Origin of the sequence: Mycobacterium farcinogenes (genome assembly GCF_019739075.1) — a bacterium.
GTDB classification, from domain to species: domain Bacteria; phylum Actinomycetota; class Actinomycetes; order Mycobacteriales; family Mycobacteriaceae; genus Mycobacterium; species Mycobacterium senegalense.
In genome coordinates this window covers 4,848,849-4,867,685 of the sequence record NZ_CP081673.1, presented here as the reverse complement: position 1 = coordinate 4,867,685, position 18,837 = coordinate 4,848,849, and the positions used below count along the sequence as shown (strand labels likewise).

The following is an 18,837-nucleotide window of genomic DNA, read 5'->3' as shown; positions in this document are numbered from 1 at the left end:
GCCTCGGTCGAGCAATGCTGTGCTGGCGGAGAAGCGCCTGCTCGCCCGGCTTGAGCCCGTTTTGGGCTAATAATTAGACATTTTCTTATGTCGCCGCAGCGGTTGTGCTCAGCCGGCATGCGTAGGTGCACCCGCAGCCGGGAACCGTCTTCCAGCGGAGGCCGCGCGATGCCTACGTGCGATTGGAGAGGCGTTCACGAAACATCAGGTTGTCTGTCAAAAAATTTGTCAGACAACATAACTCATGCGACTCAATCCGGTGCTGTGCCCGCTGCCCGTTGCTCTCCGAACCGATCGGGGGGTTAGGGGCTACGACGGCCGAGTGTGGTGAGTGGGCCCGCGTTGTCCGGTGCGCGATGCCTGCCGGCGCCCATCATGTGTCGGGGCATCTCCGATGGCGGTACCGTCCGCACATCGACGAGGAATGAAGATTGCCCGTCGGATTACGACGTCGCGGGGCCTTGGGAGCCCGGCGTGCAACCACGGTCAGCAAACAAACAGGGCGCGGGTTTCCAGCTTCAGTTCGCGGCCGCGGCCTGCTGTTGGCGGGCGGCCTCGGCCTTGATCAGCTCGGCGATCTGGATCGCAGCCTCAAGCTCGCGGGCCTTGTCCAGATCGTCGAGCGCCGAGGGCGCACGCCAGTGCGCCACCGGGTCGATCTGGTCATCGAGCAACAGTTGCCGGCACTGACTGCGTTGGATCTTGCCGCTCGAGGTCGTCGGGATCGACAGATGCTCCACGAGCAGTACCGAATTCGGCTCGATCCCGTAGCGCTCGGTCACCGCGGCGCGGACCGACTCGGCCACCAGGGCGAGGTCGGTCGAGTCGTCTCGATTGCGTGCGACCTCTTGCACGATCACCAGCTGTTCGACAGCCCCCAGGCCGGGGGTGATCGCGAAGACCGCACCGCGGCCGGACACGAGCGTCGGATGGCAGCCCTGCACTGTGCGCTCGATGTCGTTGGGATAGTAGTTGCCGCCGCGGATGACGACGAGATCTTTGCAGCGTCCGGTGATGAACAACTCGCCCGAACGCAGGAACCCCAGATCCCCGGTGCGCAGGAACGGGCCGCCGGATGACTCGGGCAGGACCGCCGCGAATGTGTGCGCGGTTTCCTCCGGCCGCGCCCAATAGCCCCATCCGACGCTGGGGCCGGCGATCCAGATCTCACCGACTTCGTCTGCGCCGCAAGGCAGGTGGGTCACCGGATCGACGATGATCACCTCTTGGCCGCCGCGGGGCCGGCCGCACCCCACCAGCGCGACCGCAGACCGATGTCCGGGGTCGACCTCGATGACGCGGTCGGTTTGTAGTCCGGTGCGATCGACGTGCGCGACGACCGGCAGTGCGGAGTCCGACCCGCCGGACACCAGCAGGGTGGCCTCGGCGAGTCCGTACACCGGGCACAGCGCTTCTGGCCGCAACCCCGCCGGTGCGAACGCCTCGGCGAACTTCTCCAATGTGGCGGCCTGCACCGGCTCGGCGCCGTTCATCGCCACGGCCAGGTTCGACAGATCCAGCGCCGCGCGCTGCTCGGCGGTGCTCTCTTCGACGCACCGGTCATAGGCGAAGTTCGGTGCGGCGGTGAAAGTCGCGCGATGCCGCGACAGCGCTTCGAGCCAGCCCATCGGGCGTTTGACGAAGGAAGACGGTGACATCAGATGGGTGGTGCATCCGACGTAGAGCATCGACAGGATCCCGCCGATCAATCCCATGTCGTGATGCGACGGCAGCCAGAACACGCTGATCGCGGTGTCGTCGCCGTCCCACACCTGGCTGGACGTCGCGATGTTGTGCAGCAGGTTGCGGTGCGTGAGTGCGACGCCCTTCGGGGTGGTGGTGGACCCAGATGTGTACTGCACCATGGCGATTGCCCCTGGATCCAGATCGGGTGCCACCCAGTCCTGCACCGGCCCCGCGCCGTCGCCGTCCTCGTCGGTGCGGACCCACTGCAGGTCTCGCCCTTCGGCGAGTTCGTCGATCGCGGCCTTGACCTTCGACTGCGTCTCGGCGGTGGCCAAAGCGAAGCGGGCATGCGCGTCGGGCACCACCGCCGACAGTCGCGGCGCCAACCGTTCGTGCACCGGCACCGCGACAGCGCCGGCATAGATGCAACCGAAGAAACCGGCGATGGAATCCAGGCCCGGCCGACACAACACCAGTACGCGCTCACCGGCGGCGCCCAGTTTCTGCAGCGTGGACGCGATCGCCCGCGCCCGGCGATCCAGGTCGCGATAGGTCAGCTGAGTGAGGTTCTCGTCGTCGCCGTGGTAGGAGAAGCTGAACGCGACCTTGTCTTGATACGTCGCGGCCCGCTGCTGCAGCAGGTCCAGCAAGGTGGCTGCGTCCACCTGCGCAGTGGACCCTGTGTGGTGGTGCATCCGCTTCCTCATCCATCGGCGATTCCTGGGATCAGGAGACCGTACCGGAAGAAGATGCTAAGCACAGCTATCGATCGGGACGGTGGTCACTGTCGACCGATCTGGACCTGATCGGAGTTCCGTTTTCATCCGCTTGGGCAGGGCGGCGGCCGCGTGATAGCGGGCGTCGATCGAATCCTCTTGCACCGCGACGCGTCCTGGGCCGGCCCGCATCATCTCCTCTTGGAGAACAAGGCGTTTCGGCTGGGGCGACCGTTGTGCGCAGGCTTGGGGAGGGCCCCGGCACCGCGCCGGGACTCCGAAAGCGCTGCGGTGGCAGCGGCCGCGGCCATCACCGCGCTGTTGATCGAGATCTCGCCACGCATGCCAGGAGCGGCCACCATATCGCCGATCAGGTAGACGCCCGCGCCACGATCGATGGCGGGCCGGTCCTGCCAGGTGAAGCCGGGCAGATCCAGCGCGCCGGTTCGGCCCTTGGCGACGGCAGTGCGGTGAAAAGTATTGCGGCTCTGCCACTCTGGCAACACCTGTTCGGCGAAGGCGGCCAGGCGCTCGTGGGCCCCGGTGTGTGACTCGCCCTCACGCACCGGCATCTGCAGTTGGTACAGCGCTTGGCCGGCAGGCGCCACGGAGTCGTCCTGCATGCTGTAGCTCTCGTGGAAGCCACCCTCGTCCAGGTCGAAAACCAAATTGATGTCACGGCGGGCCGGCCGGACCGCGATATCGAGCAGGGCGGCGTGTCCGCTGGTCCAATCCAATGTCTGGTCGGCCAGCAGGGCACGGGCCGAGCTGATTTCGGTGGCCACGATCACCGGTCCGCCGGTCGGCAGTTCCGTCATTCGGGCGCCGCTGTGCACGGTGACGCCGAGATCGGCGGCCCGGGCTGCCATCCGGTCGATCACGGTCTGCCAGCCGCCGCGTACCCAGCGGATCGCCGGCAGGTTGGGACCGAGGACCCGCTGGAACAGGTCCCAGACGAAAGCCGCCGAGAGTCGGCCGGTATCGGCGTCGTAGGTCACCACGCTGATGGCATTGGCCATCTGCCTGGCGGTGTCCTCGCCCCATCGGCCGGCGGCCCAGGTGTGGAAGTCCACGTCGACCGGCGCCGTCAACCACTTACGGGACTGGGGCCGCAGCATCGACAGCGGGGGGAAGGCGCGGATGCGCCCGCCGGCGCGGAAGTGCAACAGGGTGGCCATGTCGACAGGCCCCGGCCAACCGAGCCCTTTGACGAAGCCGCGTTTCTTCAACCAGGCGTAGTGCGGCCCGTCGGCGTAGAAGACGTGAGCGCCGTCGTGCACTACGTAGGGGTCGCCGGTCGCTCGGGCGCGGCCGCCGAGGCGGTCGTGAGCTTCGTACAACTGCACGGGCTCCCCGGCTTCCGCGCACGCGATGGCCGCGGTCAGTCCGGCGAGGCCGCCGCCGATGACGGTGATGTGACCGTTCATGATGTTTTCCCTCCCGTTGTCGATCCAGGTCCGTCCCAGGTGAGGCGCGCGGCGATCATCTCCGCGGTGGCGCGCAGATAGTGCGGGGCGTCGATGCCCGCCGGATGCTGACCGCCGAACGTGTCGCAGATCAGCCAGAAATGTGATACCGCACTGAGCACCACCACGGCCGCGGCGTCCCAGTCCTGATCACGGTGCACCGGCCCGGCCAATTCGGCCAGTCCACGGGAGATCACCGAGAGCACTTGCAGATATTCGTTGCGGCGGAAGACTTCCAGAGCCTCCGGGGGTGCGGAGCTGTCCCGGTACAGCACCCGGGTCACGTCGCGGTTGTGGTCCAGTCTGGCCAACCCCACCTGGCACAGCAGCACGATCTTGTCCACCAACCCGGCATGCGGCGCGATCTGGTCGAGCACCGTGTTCACCGAGAAGCCCGGGTCGAAGAACTGCGCCCACTGATCGCGGTCGGCGAGGGTCTCACCGATCGCCTCATAGAGCAGTTGATCCTTCGACCGGAAATGCCGGTACAGCGACCCGGAACCAGGGGACAACCCGGCGGCGTCCTCGATCTGTGCGATGGTCGTCGCCGCGTATCCGCGCTCACCGAACAGCCGTAACGCCTCGGTGATGATGCGCTGCCGTGTCGTGCTCGCGATCGTGCACCTCCCTGTCTGCAAGCAAGTACTTGCTTGCAGACAAGCACAGCAGAAAGGGGCTGGCAGGGCAAGACCCTTTCGGCGTCAACCGCTATTGACCGCGCAGTCGCTTGCTCAAGAAACTGGATTCGGACCGATAGCCGGCCGCGCGATAGAGGTCGACAGCGCGACGGTTGGTGGAATTGACGTTGAGCGCCAACGTTTCTGCTCCGCCGTCGCGGGCCAGCCCTTCGACCGCTGCCAGCAGTGCACGACCGTAACCACGCCCGCGCGCCGTTTCGAAGACGTGGATGTCGTAGAGCCAGGCGGTGCCGGCGGATTGCCGGGGATCAGGTCCGAGCCAGGCGTAGCCCACCGCGGTCGCGGTGTCGTCGAGCGCTGTGACGAGCTGGTGGCCGGGCGTGTGCTGGCGTTGTGGCAGCAGAGCGGCGGTGGTGCGGTCGAAACGTTCTCGTGCCTGCGCTTCCGGCATATGACGGGCCAGTTCCTCCACGGATGCCGCCTGACGGGTGGCGGTGGCGACGGCATACTCGTCATCGGTCATCTGCCGCACGGACACCGCCGGGCCCGGCCCGGCGGCGCTGCGGGCGGCATGCTCGATCCGGCGTCGCAGCGCGAGCCAGTAGCCCGCATCGTCGGTGGGCAGACCGGTGCGGCCGGCATGTAGGCCCGCCCGATCGTCGACGGTTTCCCGGAGGATGTCGGCGTGGCCCGCGTGCCGGGAGGTTTCGGCGAGCATGTGGACCAGGACGTGATGCAGCGTGACGTGGCGCCGTTCCTCCGGCCAACCGGGCACCACACCCTCGTGCTCCAGGCCCAGCGCCGCGATGGTGGTGTCCGAGTGAGCGCAGGCCTGCCGGTATCGGTCGACGATCTGGACCCGGCTCTCTGCGGCGGTCGCCCACATGTCGACGGTGGGATCCTCGGCGTCGCTCAACCATCGCGGAGGGTCGGGGAACGGCCGGTCGAAAACGTAGCCGAAGTACCCGATCTCGCAGCCGGTCAGATGTTTCACCAAGCCCAGCAGATTGGTTCCGTGTGCGGTCAAGGGACGGCGTACGTGGTAATCCGACAACCCGTCCAGCTTCCAGATCAAGGCAGCGCGGGCTTCTTTCAGATAGCGGTGTAAGTCGCTCTTGAGAGAGTCGGGTGTCACGGCGCGCTCTCGGGTAGGTTGATACGTTCAGTATGTATGAAAGGCAGGCGTCTATGCCACCGGCGCGTCGCACCCAGGCCGAGCGTTCTGCGGGGACCCGGGAAGCTCTGATCTCCGCGGGCCGTCGCCTTTTTGCCACGCAGGGGTTCGCCGCGGTGACGCTGGACGGCATCGTCGCTGCCGCGGGCGTTACCCGCGGAGCGCTGTACCACCACTTTGCCGACAAGACGGCGCTTTTCGCCGAAGTATTCGAGACGGTCGAGGCGGAACTGGCGACGCGGATGGGGGAGCGTATCGCCGCGGCTGGTGCCTCGGATCCGGTCGAAGTGATGCGCCTCGGCGCCGACTTCTGGCTCGACGCCTGCTCGGACCCGGAAACCCAACGCATCGTTCTCGTGGACGCGCCTGCGGTGCTGGGATGGACCCGATGGACCGAGATCGGCAATCGCTACAACCTCGGTCTGGTCCGGGCCTTGCTCGAGGGTGCGATCGAGACCGGCCGGATACCCGCACAACCCGTGGAGGCCACGGCTCTGATGATGCTGGGTGCGATGCGCGAGGCCACGCTGTACATAGCGCTGGCCACCGATCACGAGCGGGCTCGCGAAGACGCCGGCGCGGTGATGGAGCGTCTCCTGAACGCACTCGGGGACGCCTGACCACGGCGGGGTTCGCTTTCCGCACGGCCGACCCCGACAGCGCTCGGACACTTGGGTATTGACAGCGCGAGTGATCTGACCAAAAGTGGAACCACACCGTTCCTGATTCTTTCCGGTTCGGTTGTCGATCCCGACGGAAAGGGTGACGCGTGTCTTCATGCGACGTCCGGCCGCGGACGCGGCTCGGTCACTATGGTCGGCTTCTCACACCGAATGCGTTGTCAGCAGCGCGATTACCGCTGGAGCGCGACCTGAGGCCACGGTTGCGGCGAGCCGCGCAGGTTTGGGCCGCTTCGCGTCGTCGCGGCCGCGGCCGGATGCGCGCGATGGTCGCCGCAGCCGGCGGTACTCCGACTTGGCAGGCTGTGACGCGGCCCGTGCTCCCCGGCCCTGACGGCGCGCTGGTGCGACCGTTGGCGGTGGCTACCTGCGACGTCGATCGCGCCTTGATGACCGGGCGCAGTATTTTTCCGCTACCTCTGCATCTCGGTCATGAATGTGTGGCCGAGGTGGTCGAGGTGGGCTCGGAAGTGAGCTTGGTGGCGGTCGGTGACCGAGTGGTGGTGCCGTTCCAGATCAGCTGCGGGTGCTGTACGCCGTGCCGTGCCGGCCATACGGCGAGTTGTCTCGCCGTGCCACCGACGTCGATGTACGGCTTCGGTGTGGCAGGCGGAGCGTGGGGCGGCGCACTCGCGGATCTCATGGCGGTACCGTTCGCAGACGCGATGCTGGTGCCGTTGCCGGCTGGTGTCGACCCGGTTGCGGCCGCCGGCGTGGCAGACAACATCAGCGACTGTTACCGGCAGGTCGCCCCGCATCTGCCCGGGATACTGGCCGCTGATCCGGAGGCCGAGACGCTCATCGTCGGGCGCCTGGACCCGCGCCATCCGTTCACTCCCAGCGCGGTACTGATGACCGCGCTGATCGCGCGAGCCCTGGGTGGGCGGCGGATCAGCGTGGTCGACGCTCGGCCCGTGCTGCAACAGCGCGCGGAAGAACTCGGCTTCAGCGCGTTGGACGCGCGTCGACCACGCACCTGGCCCGTCGCGCCTCTCACCGTCGACGCCACCGGAACGCCGGGTGGGTTGCGAAAAGTGCTGAGGCACACCGCACCCGACGGAACGTGTTCATGTGTCTGGTCGCTGCATCGCCGGGCGGCGGTACCTCTGGCTGCCGAATACGTTCGCAACGTCACCCTGCACGTCGGACGGGCGCACGTGCGCGCGCTCATTCCCGACGTCCTCGATCTGATGGCTCACCGACGACTGACACCGCAGGTGGTGATCTCCACCGTTGCCTCTTTCGATGATGCACCCGCGGCCTTGCGTGAGCACTGCGGCGGCGAAGCATTGAAAACCGTCCTGATCAACGAATGAACGGGCGCCCATGACCTCATCGCGAAGTTACCGTGGTGCTGCCGCGAGTGAGCGGGTACACCGGCGTCGAACCAGTCTTGTCGATGCAGCAGTCGAGGCCTTCGGCACCGTCGGCTACCGAAAGGCATCGGTGGAGAGCATCTGCTCGCTGGCCGGGGTTTCCAAGCGCTATTTCTACGAATCGTTCACCGACAGTGAAGCCCTGCTGTTGGCCACCTACGAGCGCTGCGCCGACGAAATTCACACGGCCATGGTCGATGCCGTCGCAGCTGCGGGGGACGACCTATCTGAGCAGGTGCGTGCCGCCCTCGGCGGATACTTCCGAGCCATCGACGCCGACCAGAAACGCGCACGCATCACGCTGCTGGAGATTCTGGGTGTCAGCCCGGCCGTGGACCAGGCGTGGGCAGAGCAGACACGTCGGTTCGCCGCCTCGGTCCGAGCCTTGGCTGCGCCGGCGTTGGCGGAGAGCGCAGTGCCTTCGGCGCAGCAGCAGGTCATCGCGGAGGGGATCATCGGGGCCATCACCACCACGGCGACGTTGTGGCTCCTGCAGGCTCGGCGTAGGTCGGTCAAGCAACTGGTGGATGCCACCCATCTGCTTGTCGTCACCACCATCGAGGGACTTCGCGGCTAGACGCAGCTTGCCCTTGCTTTCATACATTCGGTATGTATGATGATTACATACATACCGAATGTTTTTCTTGGCGGGGTGATGTCTGCACCCCATTTGCAGGGCAGGGCTGAAACATCCTCTGTAACAGGAAGTTCGGCTTCATGGGCCGGGCGACCGAGAAAGGCGCGATATGCCGACAACCACCCAACGTCACAAGGTCACCTTCGACAGCTCCGGCGAAACCTGTGCCGCGTGGCACTATCCCGGCCGCAACGGCGGTTGCGTCGTGATGGCCGCCGGGTTGGCGGTCATCAAGGAAGCGGGCACAGATCAGATCGCCTCGGTGCTCAACAGCGCCGGCTACAGCGTGTTGGCGTTCGACTACCGCAGGCTCGGCGAAAGTTCCGGAACCCCGAGGCAGCTCATCCGGTTTCGTGACCAGGTTGCGGACTTCCAGGCGGCCGTCGAGTTCGCCGCCGCCTTGCCGGAAGTGGACAGCCGCAAACTGGTGGTCTGGGGATTTTCGATCTCCGGTGGCCACGTGTTCACCGTCGCGGCCCGCAACCCGCAACTCGCGGCGGCCATTGCCCACGCCCCTGCCGCCGACGGATGGCAGTTGATGCCGAATGCATTGCGGCACACGACAGTACTGGGATTTCTTCGGTTGATCGGCCGGGCGATCCTCGACACTGTGGGAGAAGCGCTGGGTCGGGCTCCCTTGTTGGTGCCCCTGGCCGGCGAGCGCGGCGCGGTCGCCGCCCTCACGACGCCGGACTCTCGGAACTACGTACGCGCGCTGAACCCGGACAACCGCTATCCACAATGGACGCAGGCAGTCGCAGCGCGGTCGGCGGTAGGGGCCGGCCTGTATCGCCCGGCCCGATACGCCGCGAAGATCGCATGCCCACCGCTGGTCCTGGCCTACGACGATGACGGAGTGGCGCCGGCCGGTCAGGCCGTACGGGCCGCACGTCGAGCCCCGAACGGCCGAGTCGTGCATCTGCCCGGTGGACACTACGCAGCGTTTCTCGACGCCACCGAGCAGACTCATCGCGCCCTGCTGGCGTTTTTGGATCGAGAGCTCGGTGGCTGACATCTCGCCCCGACGTGTTGAGTGGAGGTCGGCGCTGGCCGTGAAGATCTTGAGATGGTTGGGCTGGGTTGTCGGGGCCGCGCTCATCGTGCTCGGCACCGCCCGAATCCTTTTTCCGTCGGGACGATCCCCGGAGTGGCCGCCATGACCGCATCCCTCGATACCGAGATCAGAACCGGCGGCGTGTTCTTGATCGCCTTCGGGTCCGCTTATCTGTGGGCGGTCCGGCAACCCACCATCGCGGCGGTACCGCTACGGATACTGGCCGTGATCATGGCGTTGCTCGCGGGAGTTCGGGCCATCTCGTTCGTCGAAAGTGGACCGCCACATTGGGCTTTCATAATGTCCGCGGCCGTGGAACTGCTCGCGGCGTTGCTCACCTGGTGGTACTCGACGATGGGGCATCGGGATTACCCGCGAAGGGCGGCGTCACCCTCCGGATAGGATTTGCACGAACGGTCGATCGGGGGTGCCAATGGCTGAGGAAGCCGTCATCGAAGAGTTAGCTGCCGCTGTGGAGCGCAGCCCGGAGCTGGCGGAGTTGCGGCTGCATCTGGCCACTTTGTTGATCGAACGCCAGCGCTTTGCCGAAGCGTTGACACATTGCAGTGCGGTGCTGGCCCGCGACGCCTCGAACACCAGGGCGGTGACCTTGCTGCAACAGTGCAGCGCCGGCCTGGCGGGTGCAGCCGCCCCAGCGCCGCCGGCGCCAGCCGAGCCGGCCCGCGGGTTCGACTGGACGGCCGCCGAGAAGCAGGTCGCCGACATCGTCAAGCCTGCGTTCGTCGAGGAGCCCGCCGAGGCTGTCGGCGAGAACGACTTCGACGTGGTGCAGCGCACCTCGGTCCGGCTCGCCGACATCGCCGGGATGGCCGACGTCAAGAAGCAGCTCGAGCTCTCCTTGCTCGGCCCCATCCGCAATCCCGAGCTGATGAAGGCGTTCAAGGTGTCCGCGCGTGGCGGGCTGCTGCTGTACGGCCCGCCCGGTTGCGGCAAGACCTACGTCGCCAAAGCGGTATCGGGCGAGCTCGGCGCAAATTTCTATCAGGTCGGGATCGCCGACGTGTTGTCCCGCTGGCTCGGCGAGAGCGAACACAGCGTCCGGTCGATCTTCGACAACGCGCGGCGTAACGCTCCGTGCGTGCTGTTCTTCGACGAGGTGGATGCTCTCGGCCATCGCCGTTCCGCGCTGAGCGGGTCGGCCGGGCTACGCACCGTCGTGAACGCCCTTCTGGAAGAACTGGATTCGGCCACATCGGCCAACGACGGCGTCTACGTGCTGGGTGCGACCAACGCGCCATGGGACGTCGATGCCGCGCTGCGCAGGCCCGGCCGCTTCGACCGGATGATCTTCGTGTCTCTGCCCGACGCGGAGGCCCGCGCGGCGATCATGAAGCTGCACCTGCAGGATCGGCCGGTGGAGGGCATCAACCTCGCGTCGGTGGCCAAACGGACCGACGGCTTCTCCGGAGCCGACCTGGCCCACGTATGCGATACCGCAACGCAATTGGCGATGGCCGAGTCTCTGCGCAGCGGACAGGTCAGGCCGGTTCAGATGTCCGACATCGAGACTGCGCTCGGCCAGATCCGCCCCTCGACGGGCCCCTGGTTCGAGACTGCCCGCAACGTCGTCGAGTTCAGCAACCGTGACGGCACCTACGACGACCTGGCGAAGTACATGCGGCGGAACAAGCTTCGGTGACGGCGGGCGCAGGGCCCGGTGGTGTCGCAGAGGCCTATCTGAGCACCAGGAATTACCAGCGTGCCGCCGAGGTGCTGGAGTCGGCGTTGGCCGAGGACCCCAACCATGTCGGCCTTCTGGCCCAGTACGCCCGCGCGCGCCTGGGATTGAAGGACTACCACGGTGCGGCACAGGCCGCCTATGCGGCGTTGGCCATCGTCCCGGGAGACGAACACGTCATGCGCGTGTACGCCCTCGCATTGAACGGGCAGGGCCGGCGGCAGGAAGCGTTGCAGATGGCGTGGCGGGCGGCCACGGAGAATCCGCACATCCATTCCGCGCATTACACCTACGCGAGCTTGTTGCTCGAAGCCGGGCGTCCACGCGACGCGCTGGATGTCATCGACGAAGCGCTGCGGCTACAACCGGAGTCGGCGGACGCTCTGGTGCTGCGCGGTGACATCCACCGCGCAATGCGGAGTTTCACCGCTGCCGAGGACAACTACGAGGCGGCCCTGCGGTTGGAACCCGACCACGCCTCAGCGGTCCACAATCTGGCGGTCAACCGGCTGAAATGGGGCAAGCTGACAACGTCGATCAACGGATTTCTCGGGGCGGGACGGCTGGATCCGGCGCTGGGCGAATTGGCCCGGCGCAACATCGGGGTAGCGCTGATCCGAGTGCTGCGGGTTTCCACCGCCTCCGTCATTCTCCTGGGCATCGTGTTGATCGCTGTGACGGCGACGCACGAGAAGTCCCAATCGACGCTGGTTCCAAGGATATTCATCGCCGTACTGGCGCTCGGACTGGCCGGGGTGATCGTCTGGCTGGTGCGCAGCGTGCCGCGCCCGATATTGCGGGCGGTGCTACGTGAGCGAAGCTTCCTGGCAGTGCGGCTGGGGTTCCTGGCTTTCGCGATCGTCGCCGGACTGGTCACCGCCGTGGTGGGAGCGACTCCGCTGACGGAGGTTTTCGGTCCGGTGCTGTTGTTCGGGGCGGTGTGCCTGCGCGTGTACGGGTGGTTGAGCGGTGAGTAGGGGAGCGGTTGGTCACCGCCTCCCTGGATGACGTCGCGGTCGCGTATCGGTGTGCTGCACCAATTACGCTGCTGCTGTGCTCATCGCGATCGAAGGTGTCGACGGCGCAGGCAAACGCACTTTGACGGGCGGCCTGCGGGCGGCGTTCGAGGGCGCTCACTTGTCGGTGGGCAGCCTGGCGTTCCCGCGGTACCACCGCTCCGTTCCTGCGGACCTGGCGGCCGAAGCCCTGCACGGGGCGCACGGTGACCTGGCCGACTCGGTCTATGCGATGGCCACGTTGTTCGCGCTCGACCGGGCCGGGGCCCGTGAGGAGATCGAGCACCTGCTGGCGGCCTATGACGTCGTCATCCTGGACCGCTACGTCGCCTCGAACGCGGCCTACAGCGCGGCCCGGCTGCACCAGCACGCCGACGGCGCGGCGGTGGACTGGGTGCGTGAGCTGGAATTCGAGCGCCTGAAGATGCCCGCTCCGGATTGGCAGGTGCTGCTGGACGTCCCGACCGAGCTGGCCGCGCAGCGGGCCGAGCATCGGGCCAACACCGAGGCCGATCGCGCCAAGGACGCCTATGAGCGTGACGGGGGGCTGCAGCTGCGCACCGGTCAGGTCTATGCCGCGCTGGCGGCCGCCGACTGGTGCGGCCGGTGGGCCGTCGCGGGACCGGAGGTAGATCCGGCCGCCCTCGCGATTCGGCTAAGCAGCAGATAAAGCGGAGAAACCCGCGTGTGGTACCCGGGTTTTGTCGCGATCTGGTGACACCATGGACACCATGAGGCAAAGGATCCTTGTCGTCGATGACGACCCATCGCTGGCCGAGATGCTCACCATCGTCTTGCGTGGTGAAGGATTCGACACCGCGGTCATCGGCGACGGCAGCCAGGCGCTCACCGCGGTACGTGAACTGCGACCGGATCTGGTGCTGCTGGACCTGATGCTGCCCGGCATGAACGGGATCGACGTGTGCCGCGTGCTGCGCGCCGATTCCGGCGTGCCGATCGTCATGCTGACCGCCAAGACCGACACCGTTGACGTGGTGCTGGGCCTGGAATCCGGCGCCGACGACTACGTGATGAAGCCGTTCAAGCCGAAGGAGCTGGTCGCACGCGTGCGCGCGCGGCTGCGCCGCAACGAGGACGAGCCTGCCGAGCTGCTGTCGATCAACGATGTCGAGATCGATGTGCCGGCCCACAAGGTCACCCGTCAGGGTGAGCAGATTTCGCTGACACCGCTGGAGTTCGACCTGCTCGTGGCGCTGGCACGCAAACCGCGCCAGGTGTTTACTCGTGATGTGCTGCTCGAACAGGTGTGGGGATATCGCCACCCCGCTGACACCCGTTTGGTGAACGTGCATGTCCAGCGGTTGCGGGCCAAGGTTGAGAAAGACCCGGAGAACCCGCAGGTGGTGTTGACCGTTCGAGGAGTGGGATACAAGGCCGGACCCCCGTGATCTTCAGCTCCAGACGGCGCATCCGTGGGCGCTGGGGAGGTTCCGGCCCACTGTTGCGCGGATTGGGGACACTCGGCAGGGCGCTGAGCTTGGTGTGGCGTCGTTCGCTGCAACTACGAGTGGTCACGTTGACATTGGGACTCTCGCTCGCCGTGATCCTGGTGCTCGGCTTCGTGCTGACCAGCCAGATCACCGACCGGATCCTCGAGGTCAAGGTCAAGGCTGCCACCGAGGAGGTCGAGCGCGCCCGCGTCACGGTCGGCGGCATCGTCGGCGGGGAGGAGAGCCGCTCGCTGGACAGCAGCCTGCAGCTGGCACGCAACACGTTGATCGACCGCAAGGCCGACGCTCGTGCCGACGTGGCGGGTGCGTTCGACGCGGTGCTCATCGTTCCCGGAGACGGCCCGCGCGAAGCGGCCGCGGCGGGGCCGGTGCAGCAGGTGCCGAAAGCCTTGCGCGACTTCGTCAAAGCCGGGCAGGTGAGCTACCAGTACGCCACGGTGGCCACCGACGGGTTTTCCGGGCCGGCGTTGATCGTCGGGAGCCCGGCATCCTCGTCGGTGCCCAATCTCGAGCTGTACCTGATCTTTCCGCTGAACAACGAGGAGAGCACCATCTCGTTGGTGCGCGGCACCATGGCGACCGGCGGCGTGGTGTTGTTGGGCCTGCTGGCCGCCATCGCCCTCGTGGTGGCCCGCCAGATCGTGCAGCCGGTGCGCTCGGCCTCGCGGATCGCCGAGAGGTTCGCCGAAGGACACCTCACCGAACGGATGCCGGTGCGCGGCGAGGACGACATGGCCCGGCTCGCGGTGTCGTTCAACGACATGGCCGAAAGCCTTTCGCGCCAGATCCAGCAGCTCGAGGAATTCGGTAACCTGCAGCGCCGCTTCACTTCTGACGTCAGTCATGAACTGCGTACCCCACTGACCACGGTGCGCATGGCAGCCGACTTGATTCATGACCACAGTGAGGATCTCGACCCGGCGTTGCGGCGGTCCACCGAACTGATGGTCAACGAGCTGGACCGCTTCGAGACGCTGCTGGCCGACCTGCTCGAGATCTCCCGCCACGACGCCGGTGTCGCCGAGCTGTCGGTGGAATCGGTCGATCTGCGCTCGACCGTGCAGAGCGCGCTGGACAACGTCGGGCACCTTGCTGCCGACGCCGAGGTTGAGCTGGACGTCAACATGCCCGCCGACGAGGTGATCGCCGAGGTGGATCCGCGCCGGGTGGAACGGATCCTGCGCAACCTCATCGCCAACGCCATCGACCACGCCGAACGCAAACCTGTGCGTATCCGGATGGCCGCCGATGAGGACACCGTGGCCGTCACCGTCCGCGACTACGGCGTCGGCTTGCGCCCCGGTGAGGAGAAGCTGGTGTTCAGCCGGTTCTGGCGGTCGGACCCGTCGCGGGTGCGCCGCTCCGGCGGCACCGGCCTGGGCCTGGCCATCAGCATCGAGGATGCCCGCCTGCACCAGGGCCGACTGGAGGCGTGGGGCGAGCCGGGCAAGGGCGCCTGCTTCCGTCTGACGCTGCCGCTGGTGCGTGGGCACAAGGTCACCACCAGCCCGTTGCCGCTCAAACCTGTTGCGCCGCAGCAGAAACAGCGACAGCGCTCCAACCGAGACCGGGAGCATGCGGAGGAAAGCGTGTGAAGCGCCTGCTGACGGTGGTGATCGTCGGTCTGGTAGTGCTGGTGTCCGGCTGTGCGGGAATCCCGAATTCGTCCTCCCCGCAGGCCATCGGCACGGTCGACAAACCGGCCCCACCGAACCTGCCCAAGCCGGCGCCGGGAATGGAACCCGACGTGCTGCTGCGCGAATTCCTCAAGGCCACTGCCGATCCCGCCAACCGGCATCTGGCGGCCCGGCAGTTTCTCACCGAGTCCGCTTCCAGTGCCTGGGACGACGCCGGCAGCGCGCTGTTGCTCGACCGCGTGGTGTTCACCGAAACCCGTGCCTCGGACCGGGTTTCGGTGAACATGCGGGCGGACATCCTGGGGTCGCTGTCCGACATGGGTGTGTTCGAGACAGGGGAGGGAGCATTGCCCGACCCCGGTCCCATCGAACTCGTCCAAACCCCTGGCGGCTGGCGCATCGACCGGTTGCCGAACGGGGTTTTTCTCGACTGGCAACAGTTTCAGTCGACCTACAAGCGCAACACCCTCTATTTCGTCGACCCGACCGGAACCACGGTGGTGCCCGATCCGCGCTACGTCGCGGTCTCCGATCCTGACCAACTGGCGACCGAACTGATCTCCAAACTGGTGGCAGGGCCTCGTCCGGAGATGGCCCGATCGGTGCGTAACCTGCTCGACGCACCGCTGCGGATGCGTGGTCCGGTCACCCGCGCCGACGGTGGCAAGACCGGAGTGGGCCGCGGCTACGGTGGCGCCCGCATCGACCTCGACAACCTGTCGACCACCGATCCGCACAGCCGTCAACTGCTTGCCGCACAGATCATTTGGACTCTGTCGCGGGCCGGGATCAGCGGACCCTACGTGATCAACGCCGACGGCGCCCCGCTGGATGACCGGTTCGCCGACGGCTGGGAAACCTCCGACGTCGCGGCGGCCGATCCAGGGGCGGTCCCCGGCGCGGCAGCCGGTTTGCATGCGCTCGTAGGGGGCTCGCTGGTGGCCGTCGACGGGCAGCACACCACCCCGGTGCCCGGAGCATTCGGCTCGGCGCCCAACCAGAAGTCGGCTTCGGTCTCGCGCAACGGCCAGGACGCTGCCTCGGTGGTGGTGTTGCCCGACGCGCCGGAAGCCACTGCCGCCTCGCTGTGGATGGGGCCGCTGGGCGGACCAACCGCCAAGGCCATCGAGGGGCGCACCCTCACCCGGCCCAGCTGGTCGCTCGACGAGGCGGTGTGGGTGGTGGTCGACGACGCCAACGTGGTGCGGGCCATTCGCGACGCTTCCGGTGTACCGGCCCGTATCCCGGTCGACGCTGCGGCGGTGGTCACCCGATTCCCGGGCCCGATCACGGAGCTGCAGCTCTCACGCGACGGCACCCGGGCGGCGATGGTGATCGGGGGCCAGGTGATCTTGGCCGGGATCGAGCGCACCCCCGAGGGCCAGTTCCTGCTCACCTATCCGCGGCGCCTGGGTTATGGCCTGGGCAATACCGCGGTGTCGCTGTCCTGGCGGACCGGTGACGACATCGTCGTCAGCCGGACCGATCCGGCCCACCCCGTCTCGTATGTGAATCTCGACGGCGTCAACTCCGACGGGCCTAGTCGCAATCTGGTGGTCCCGGTGGGCACCGTGGCCGCCAATCCGTCGACGGTGTACGTAGCCGACCAACGTGGCGTGTCGCAGCTGTCGGCGTCGGCCAGTGAGGATAACCCGGGGTGGGTCGATGTGCGCCCGTTGATGGTCCCGGGCGCGATGCCGGTGCTGCCCGGCTGAGCCTCGGCCCGCGCATCGCTTTCTGCACCTGGGCTGTGCCACGACGCTTGAAGCGACCGTGCGGTAGAAACCGGCGGCCATGTCACCGGGCCCGCGCAGACTGTCGGCATGCTCGACCTCGTTCTGCCGCTGGAATGCGGTGGCTGTGGAGCACCGTCGACGCGGTGGTGCGCGGCGTGTGCGGCAGAGCTGGGGGTCGGTGACGACGAGCCGCACCTGGTCGCTCCGCGCACGGATCCCGGTGTACCGGTGTTCGCGCTGGGACGCCACGCCGGTATCCGCCGGCGCGCGATCGTCGCGGTCAAAGAGCACGGCCGCGCCGACCTGATCGGGCCGTTGGCCGCCGCTCTCAACGGCGGGCTGCAGCATCTGCTGACCTGGGGCATCGTCGGCACTCCGGTGGCGGTGGTGCCGGCGCCGACTCGCCGGGCCGCGGCTCGTCGCCGCGGCGGTGATCCGGTCACCAGGATCGCTACGTCGGCCTCAGCCGGTCTGCCGGGCGTGCGCGTCGTGCCGGCGTTGCGGCTGCGCCCCTGGGTCCGCGACTCGGTGGGCCTGTCGGGCGCCGCACGGCAGCGCAACATCGCCGGTCGGGTCCGTCTGATCAGGCCCGTGGCCGGCGAAGTGGTGCTGGTCGACGACATCGTCACGACCGGAGCCACAGCGGCCGAATCCGTGCGGATGCTCGCTCAGGCCGGTGCACAGGTGTCGGCTGTGCTGGCGATTTCGCACGCGTGACGTACGGATCGTTTCGCTGTGATCAAACCCGCATGAAGAACTGAGAACACGTATTTGAAATTGGTGGCACGAGTGGGTGAACACGGACTACCGTCGGCAGCAACGACCCGTGAACGACTCACGGCGGCGCTCTGAGAAACGCAGCGCCACTTCACTGCCAGACGGTAGGAGGTGAGTACCCGACACCTTTCGCCGCTGGGTGGAGCAAACTTTCACTGCCCATCGGCACATTCCGATTCGTTGAGAAGTAGGGCACGCGCGAAGCGTGTGACAACTGAGAGAAACGAGTTGCCGAGTATGTCAACCCATTCCCCGGACACAAGCGCCACCATGGTGGTCGACCCCGACGAGCAGGTCGGCGACGCCACCCCGGAGCCGAACGCAGAGGTTGTGGTCAAGGGTCGAAACGTCGAAGTTCCAGACCATTTCCGGATCTACGTGTCGGAGAAGTTGTCGCGCCTGGAGCGGTTCGACCGCACCATCTACCTGTTCGATGTCGAACTCGACCACGAACGCAACCGCCGTCAGCGCAAGAACTGCCAGCACGTCGAGATCACTGCCCGCGGCCGTGGCCCGGTGGTCCGTGGCGAGGCCTGCGCGGACAGTTTCTACGCTGCCCTGGAGTCCGCGGCTGGCAAACTTGAGAGCAGGCTCCGCAAGAGCAAGGACCGCCGCAAGATCCACTACGGCGACAAAACACCGGTCTCGCTGGCCGAAGCCACGGCCCACGAGGCGCTGTCGGACACGCAAACCGTGCCAGACGAGCCAACCTCGGCCGTCGAAGCTCTCGACGACCACGAACCGGGCCGGATCGTGCGGGTCAAAGAACACCCGGCGAAGCCGATGACCGTCGACGACGCCCTCTACGAGATGGAGCTGGTCGGCCACGATTTCTTCCTGTTCCACGACAAAGAGAGTGACCGCCCGTCGGTGGTCTACCGCCGCCATGCCTACGACTACGGGCTGATCCGCCTGGCCTGACACGCCGCGGCCAGGGCCGGAGAAACAAAAGCGCACCTCGGAGCCTTCCGGGGTGCGTTTTTGTTTCTTCGCGCCAGCAGAACCAGCGACTTCGACCGGTCACCTACGATGGAGGCCAACAAGCCCGGCCGATCCCGACCAGGGGATCCCAT

Annotated in this window: 17 protein-coding genes and 1 pseudogene; 13 read left to right on the top strand and 5 right to left on the bottom strand. The window is 66.8% G+C overall.

Annotated elements, in window-relative coordinates; translation table 11 throughout:
- Positions 1-518 precede the first annotated feature (518 nt).
- The 5 genes and pseudogenes from K6L26_RS23110 to K6L26_RS32070 all read right to left on the bottom strand — a co-directional run.
- On the bottom strand, positions 519-2,351 hold the full coding sequence (locus K6L26_RS23110) for a fatty acyl-AMP ligase (protein ID WP_342394401.1): 1,833 nt from the start codon (positions 2,349-2,351) through the stop codon (positions 519-521).
- 242 nt (positions 2,352-2,593) lie between these two features.
- Positions 2,594-3,829, bottom strand: coding sequence for an NAD(P)-binding protein (locus tag K6L26_RS23105; RefSeq protein ID WP_019347585.1), 1,236 nt, complete (start codon positions 3,827-3,829; stop codon positions 2,594-2,596).
- Entirely contained in the window at positions 3,826-4,485 is a 660-nt protein-coding gene (locus tag K6L26_RS23100) for a TetR/AcrR family transcriptional regulator (RefSeq protein ID WP_221853453.1), read from the bottom strand. The genes K6L26_RS23105 and K6L26_RS23100 overlap by 4 nt, the downstream gene beginning before the upstream one ends.
- A 91-nt stretch (positions 4,486-4,576) precedes the next feature.
- Complete coding sequence (locus tag K6L26_RS32075; protein ID WP_234709339.1) at positions 4,577-4,957, bottom strand: GNAT family N-acetyltransferase; 381 nt, start codon at positions 4,955-4,957, stop codon at positions 4,577-4,579.
- A 105-nt stretch (positions 4,958-5,062) separates the two neighbouring features.
- Positions 5,063-5,641 (bottom strand): annotated as a pseudogene (locus tag K6L26_RS32070) (DinB family protein); the annotation flags it as partial.
- A 53-nt stretch (positions 5,642-5,694) separates the two neighbouring features.
- Between K6L26_RS32070 and K6L26_RS23090 the strand changes: the two are divergent.
- The 13 genes from K6L26_RS23090 (at position 5,695) to hpf (ending at position 18,685) form a co-directional block, all read left to right on the top strand.
- The gene (locus tag K6L26_RS23090; RefSeq protein WP_085140967.1) at positions 5,695-6,300 is read left to right on the top strand and encodes a TetR/AcrR family transcriptional regulator; all 606 of its coding nucleotides are present in this window, start codon (positions 5,695-5,697) and stop codon (positions 6,298-6,300) included.
- Between the two features lie 326 nt (positions 6,301-6,626).
- Positions 6,627-7,676 (top strand): alcohol dehydrogenase catalytic domain-containing protein, encoded by a 1,050-nt coding sequence (locus tag K6L26_RS23085; RefSeq protein WP_085980333.1) that lies wholly within the window; start codon positions 6,627-6,629, stop codon positions 7,674-7,676.
- 10 nt (positions 7,677-7,686) lie between these two features.
- Entirely contained in the window at positions 7,687-8,313 is a 627-nt protein-coding gene (locus K6L26_RS23080; RefSeq protein WP_019343541.1) for a TetR/AcrR family transcriptional regulator, read from the top strand.
- Positions 8,314-8,482: 169 nt separating this feature from the next.
- Entirely contained in the window at positions 8,483-9,385 is a 903-nt protein-coding gene (locus tag K6L26_RS23075) for an alpha/beta hydrolase (protein WP_221851608.1), read from the top strand.
- A gap of 144 nt (positions 9,386-9,529) precedes the next feature.
- Entirely contained in the window at positions 9,530-9,829 is a 300-nt protein-coding gene (locus K6L26_RS23070; protein ID WP_221851607.1) for a DUF4345 family protein, read from the top strand.
- 31 nt (positions 9,830-9,860) lie between these two features.
- Complete coding sequence (locus K6L26_RS23065) at positions 9,861-11,087, top strand: ATP-binding protein (RefSeq protein ID WP_221851606.1); 1,227 nt, start codon at positions 9,861-9,863, stop codon at positions 11,085-11,087.
- A complete protein-coding gene (locus K6L26_RS23060; RefSeq protein ID WP_019343545.1) occupies positions 11,084-12,103 on the top strand; it encodes a tetratricopeptide repeat protein in 1,020 nt (339 codons plus the stop codon). Before K6L26_RS23065 ends, K6L26_RS23060 begins: the two co-directional genes overlap by 4 nt.
- A gap of 76 nt (positions 12,104-12,179) precedes the next feature.
- Complete coding sequence (locus tag K6L26_RS23055; protein WP_019343546.1) at positions 12,180-12,812, top strand: dTMP kinase; 633 nt, start codon at positions 12,180-12,182, stop codon at positions 12,810-12,812.
- Between the two features lie 52 nt (positions 12,813-12,864).
- Entirely contained in the window at positions 12,865-13,551 is a 687-nt protein-coding gene (gene mtrA, locus K6L26_RS23050) for a two-component system response regulator MtrA (RefSeq protein WP_019343547.1), read from the top strand.
- Positions 13,548-15,209, top strand: a complete 1,662-nt coding sequence (gene mtrB, locus K6L26_RS23045) for an MtrAB system histidine kinase MtrB (protein WP_043367788.1) — start codon at positions 13,548-13,550, stop codon at positions 15,207-15,209. The genes mtrA and mtrB overlap by 4 nt, the downstream gene beginning before the upstream one ends.
- Positions 15,206-16,966, top strand: coding sequence for an MtrAB system accessory lipoprotein LpqB (gene lpqB / locus K6L26_RS23040; protein WP_019343549.1), 1,761 nt, complete (start codon positions 15,206-15,208; stop codon positions 16,964-16,966). The genes mtrB and lpqB overlap by 4 nt, the downstream gene beginning before the upstream one ends.
- 108 nt (positions 16,967-17,074) lie before the next feature.
- Positions 17,075-17,704, top strand: a complete 630-nt coding sequence (locus K6L26_RS23035; protein WP_221851605.1) for a ComF family protein — start codon at positions 17,075-17,077, stop codon at positions 17,702-17,704.
- 297 nt (positions 17,705-18,001) lie between these two features.
- Positions 18,002-18,685, top strand: coding sequence for a ribosome hibernation-promoting factor, HPF/YfiA family (hpf, locus tag K6L26_RS23030; RefSeq protein WP_043367789.1), 684 nt, complete (start codon positions 18,002-18,004; stop codon positions 18,683-18,685).
- Positions 18,686-18,837 lie beyond the last annotated feature (152 nt).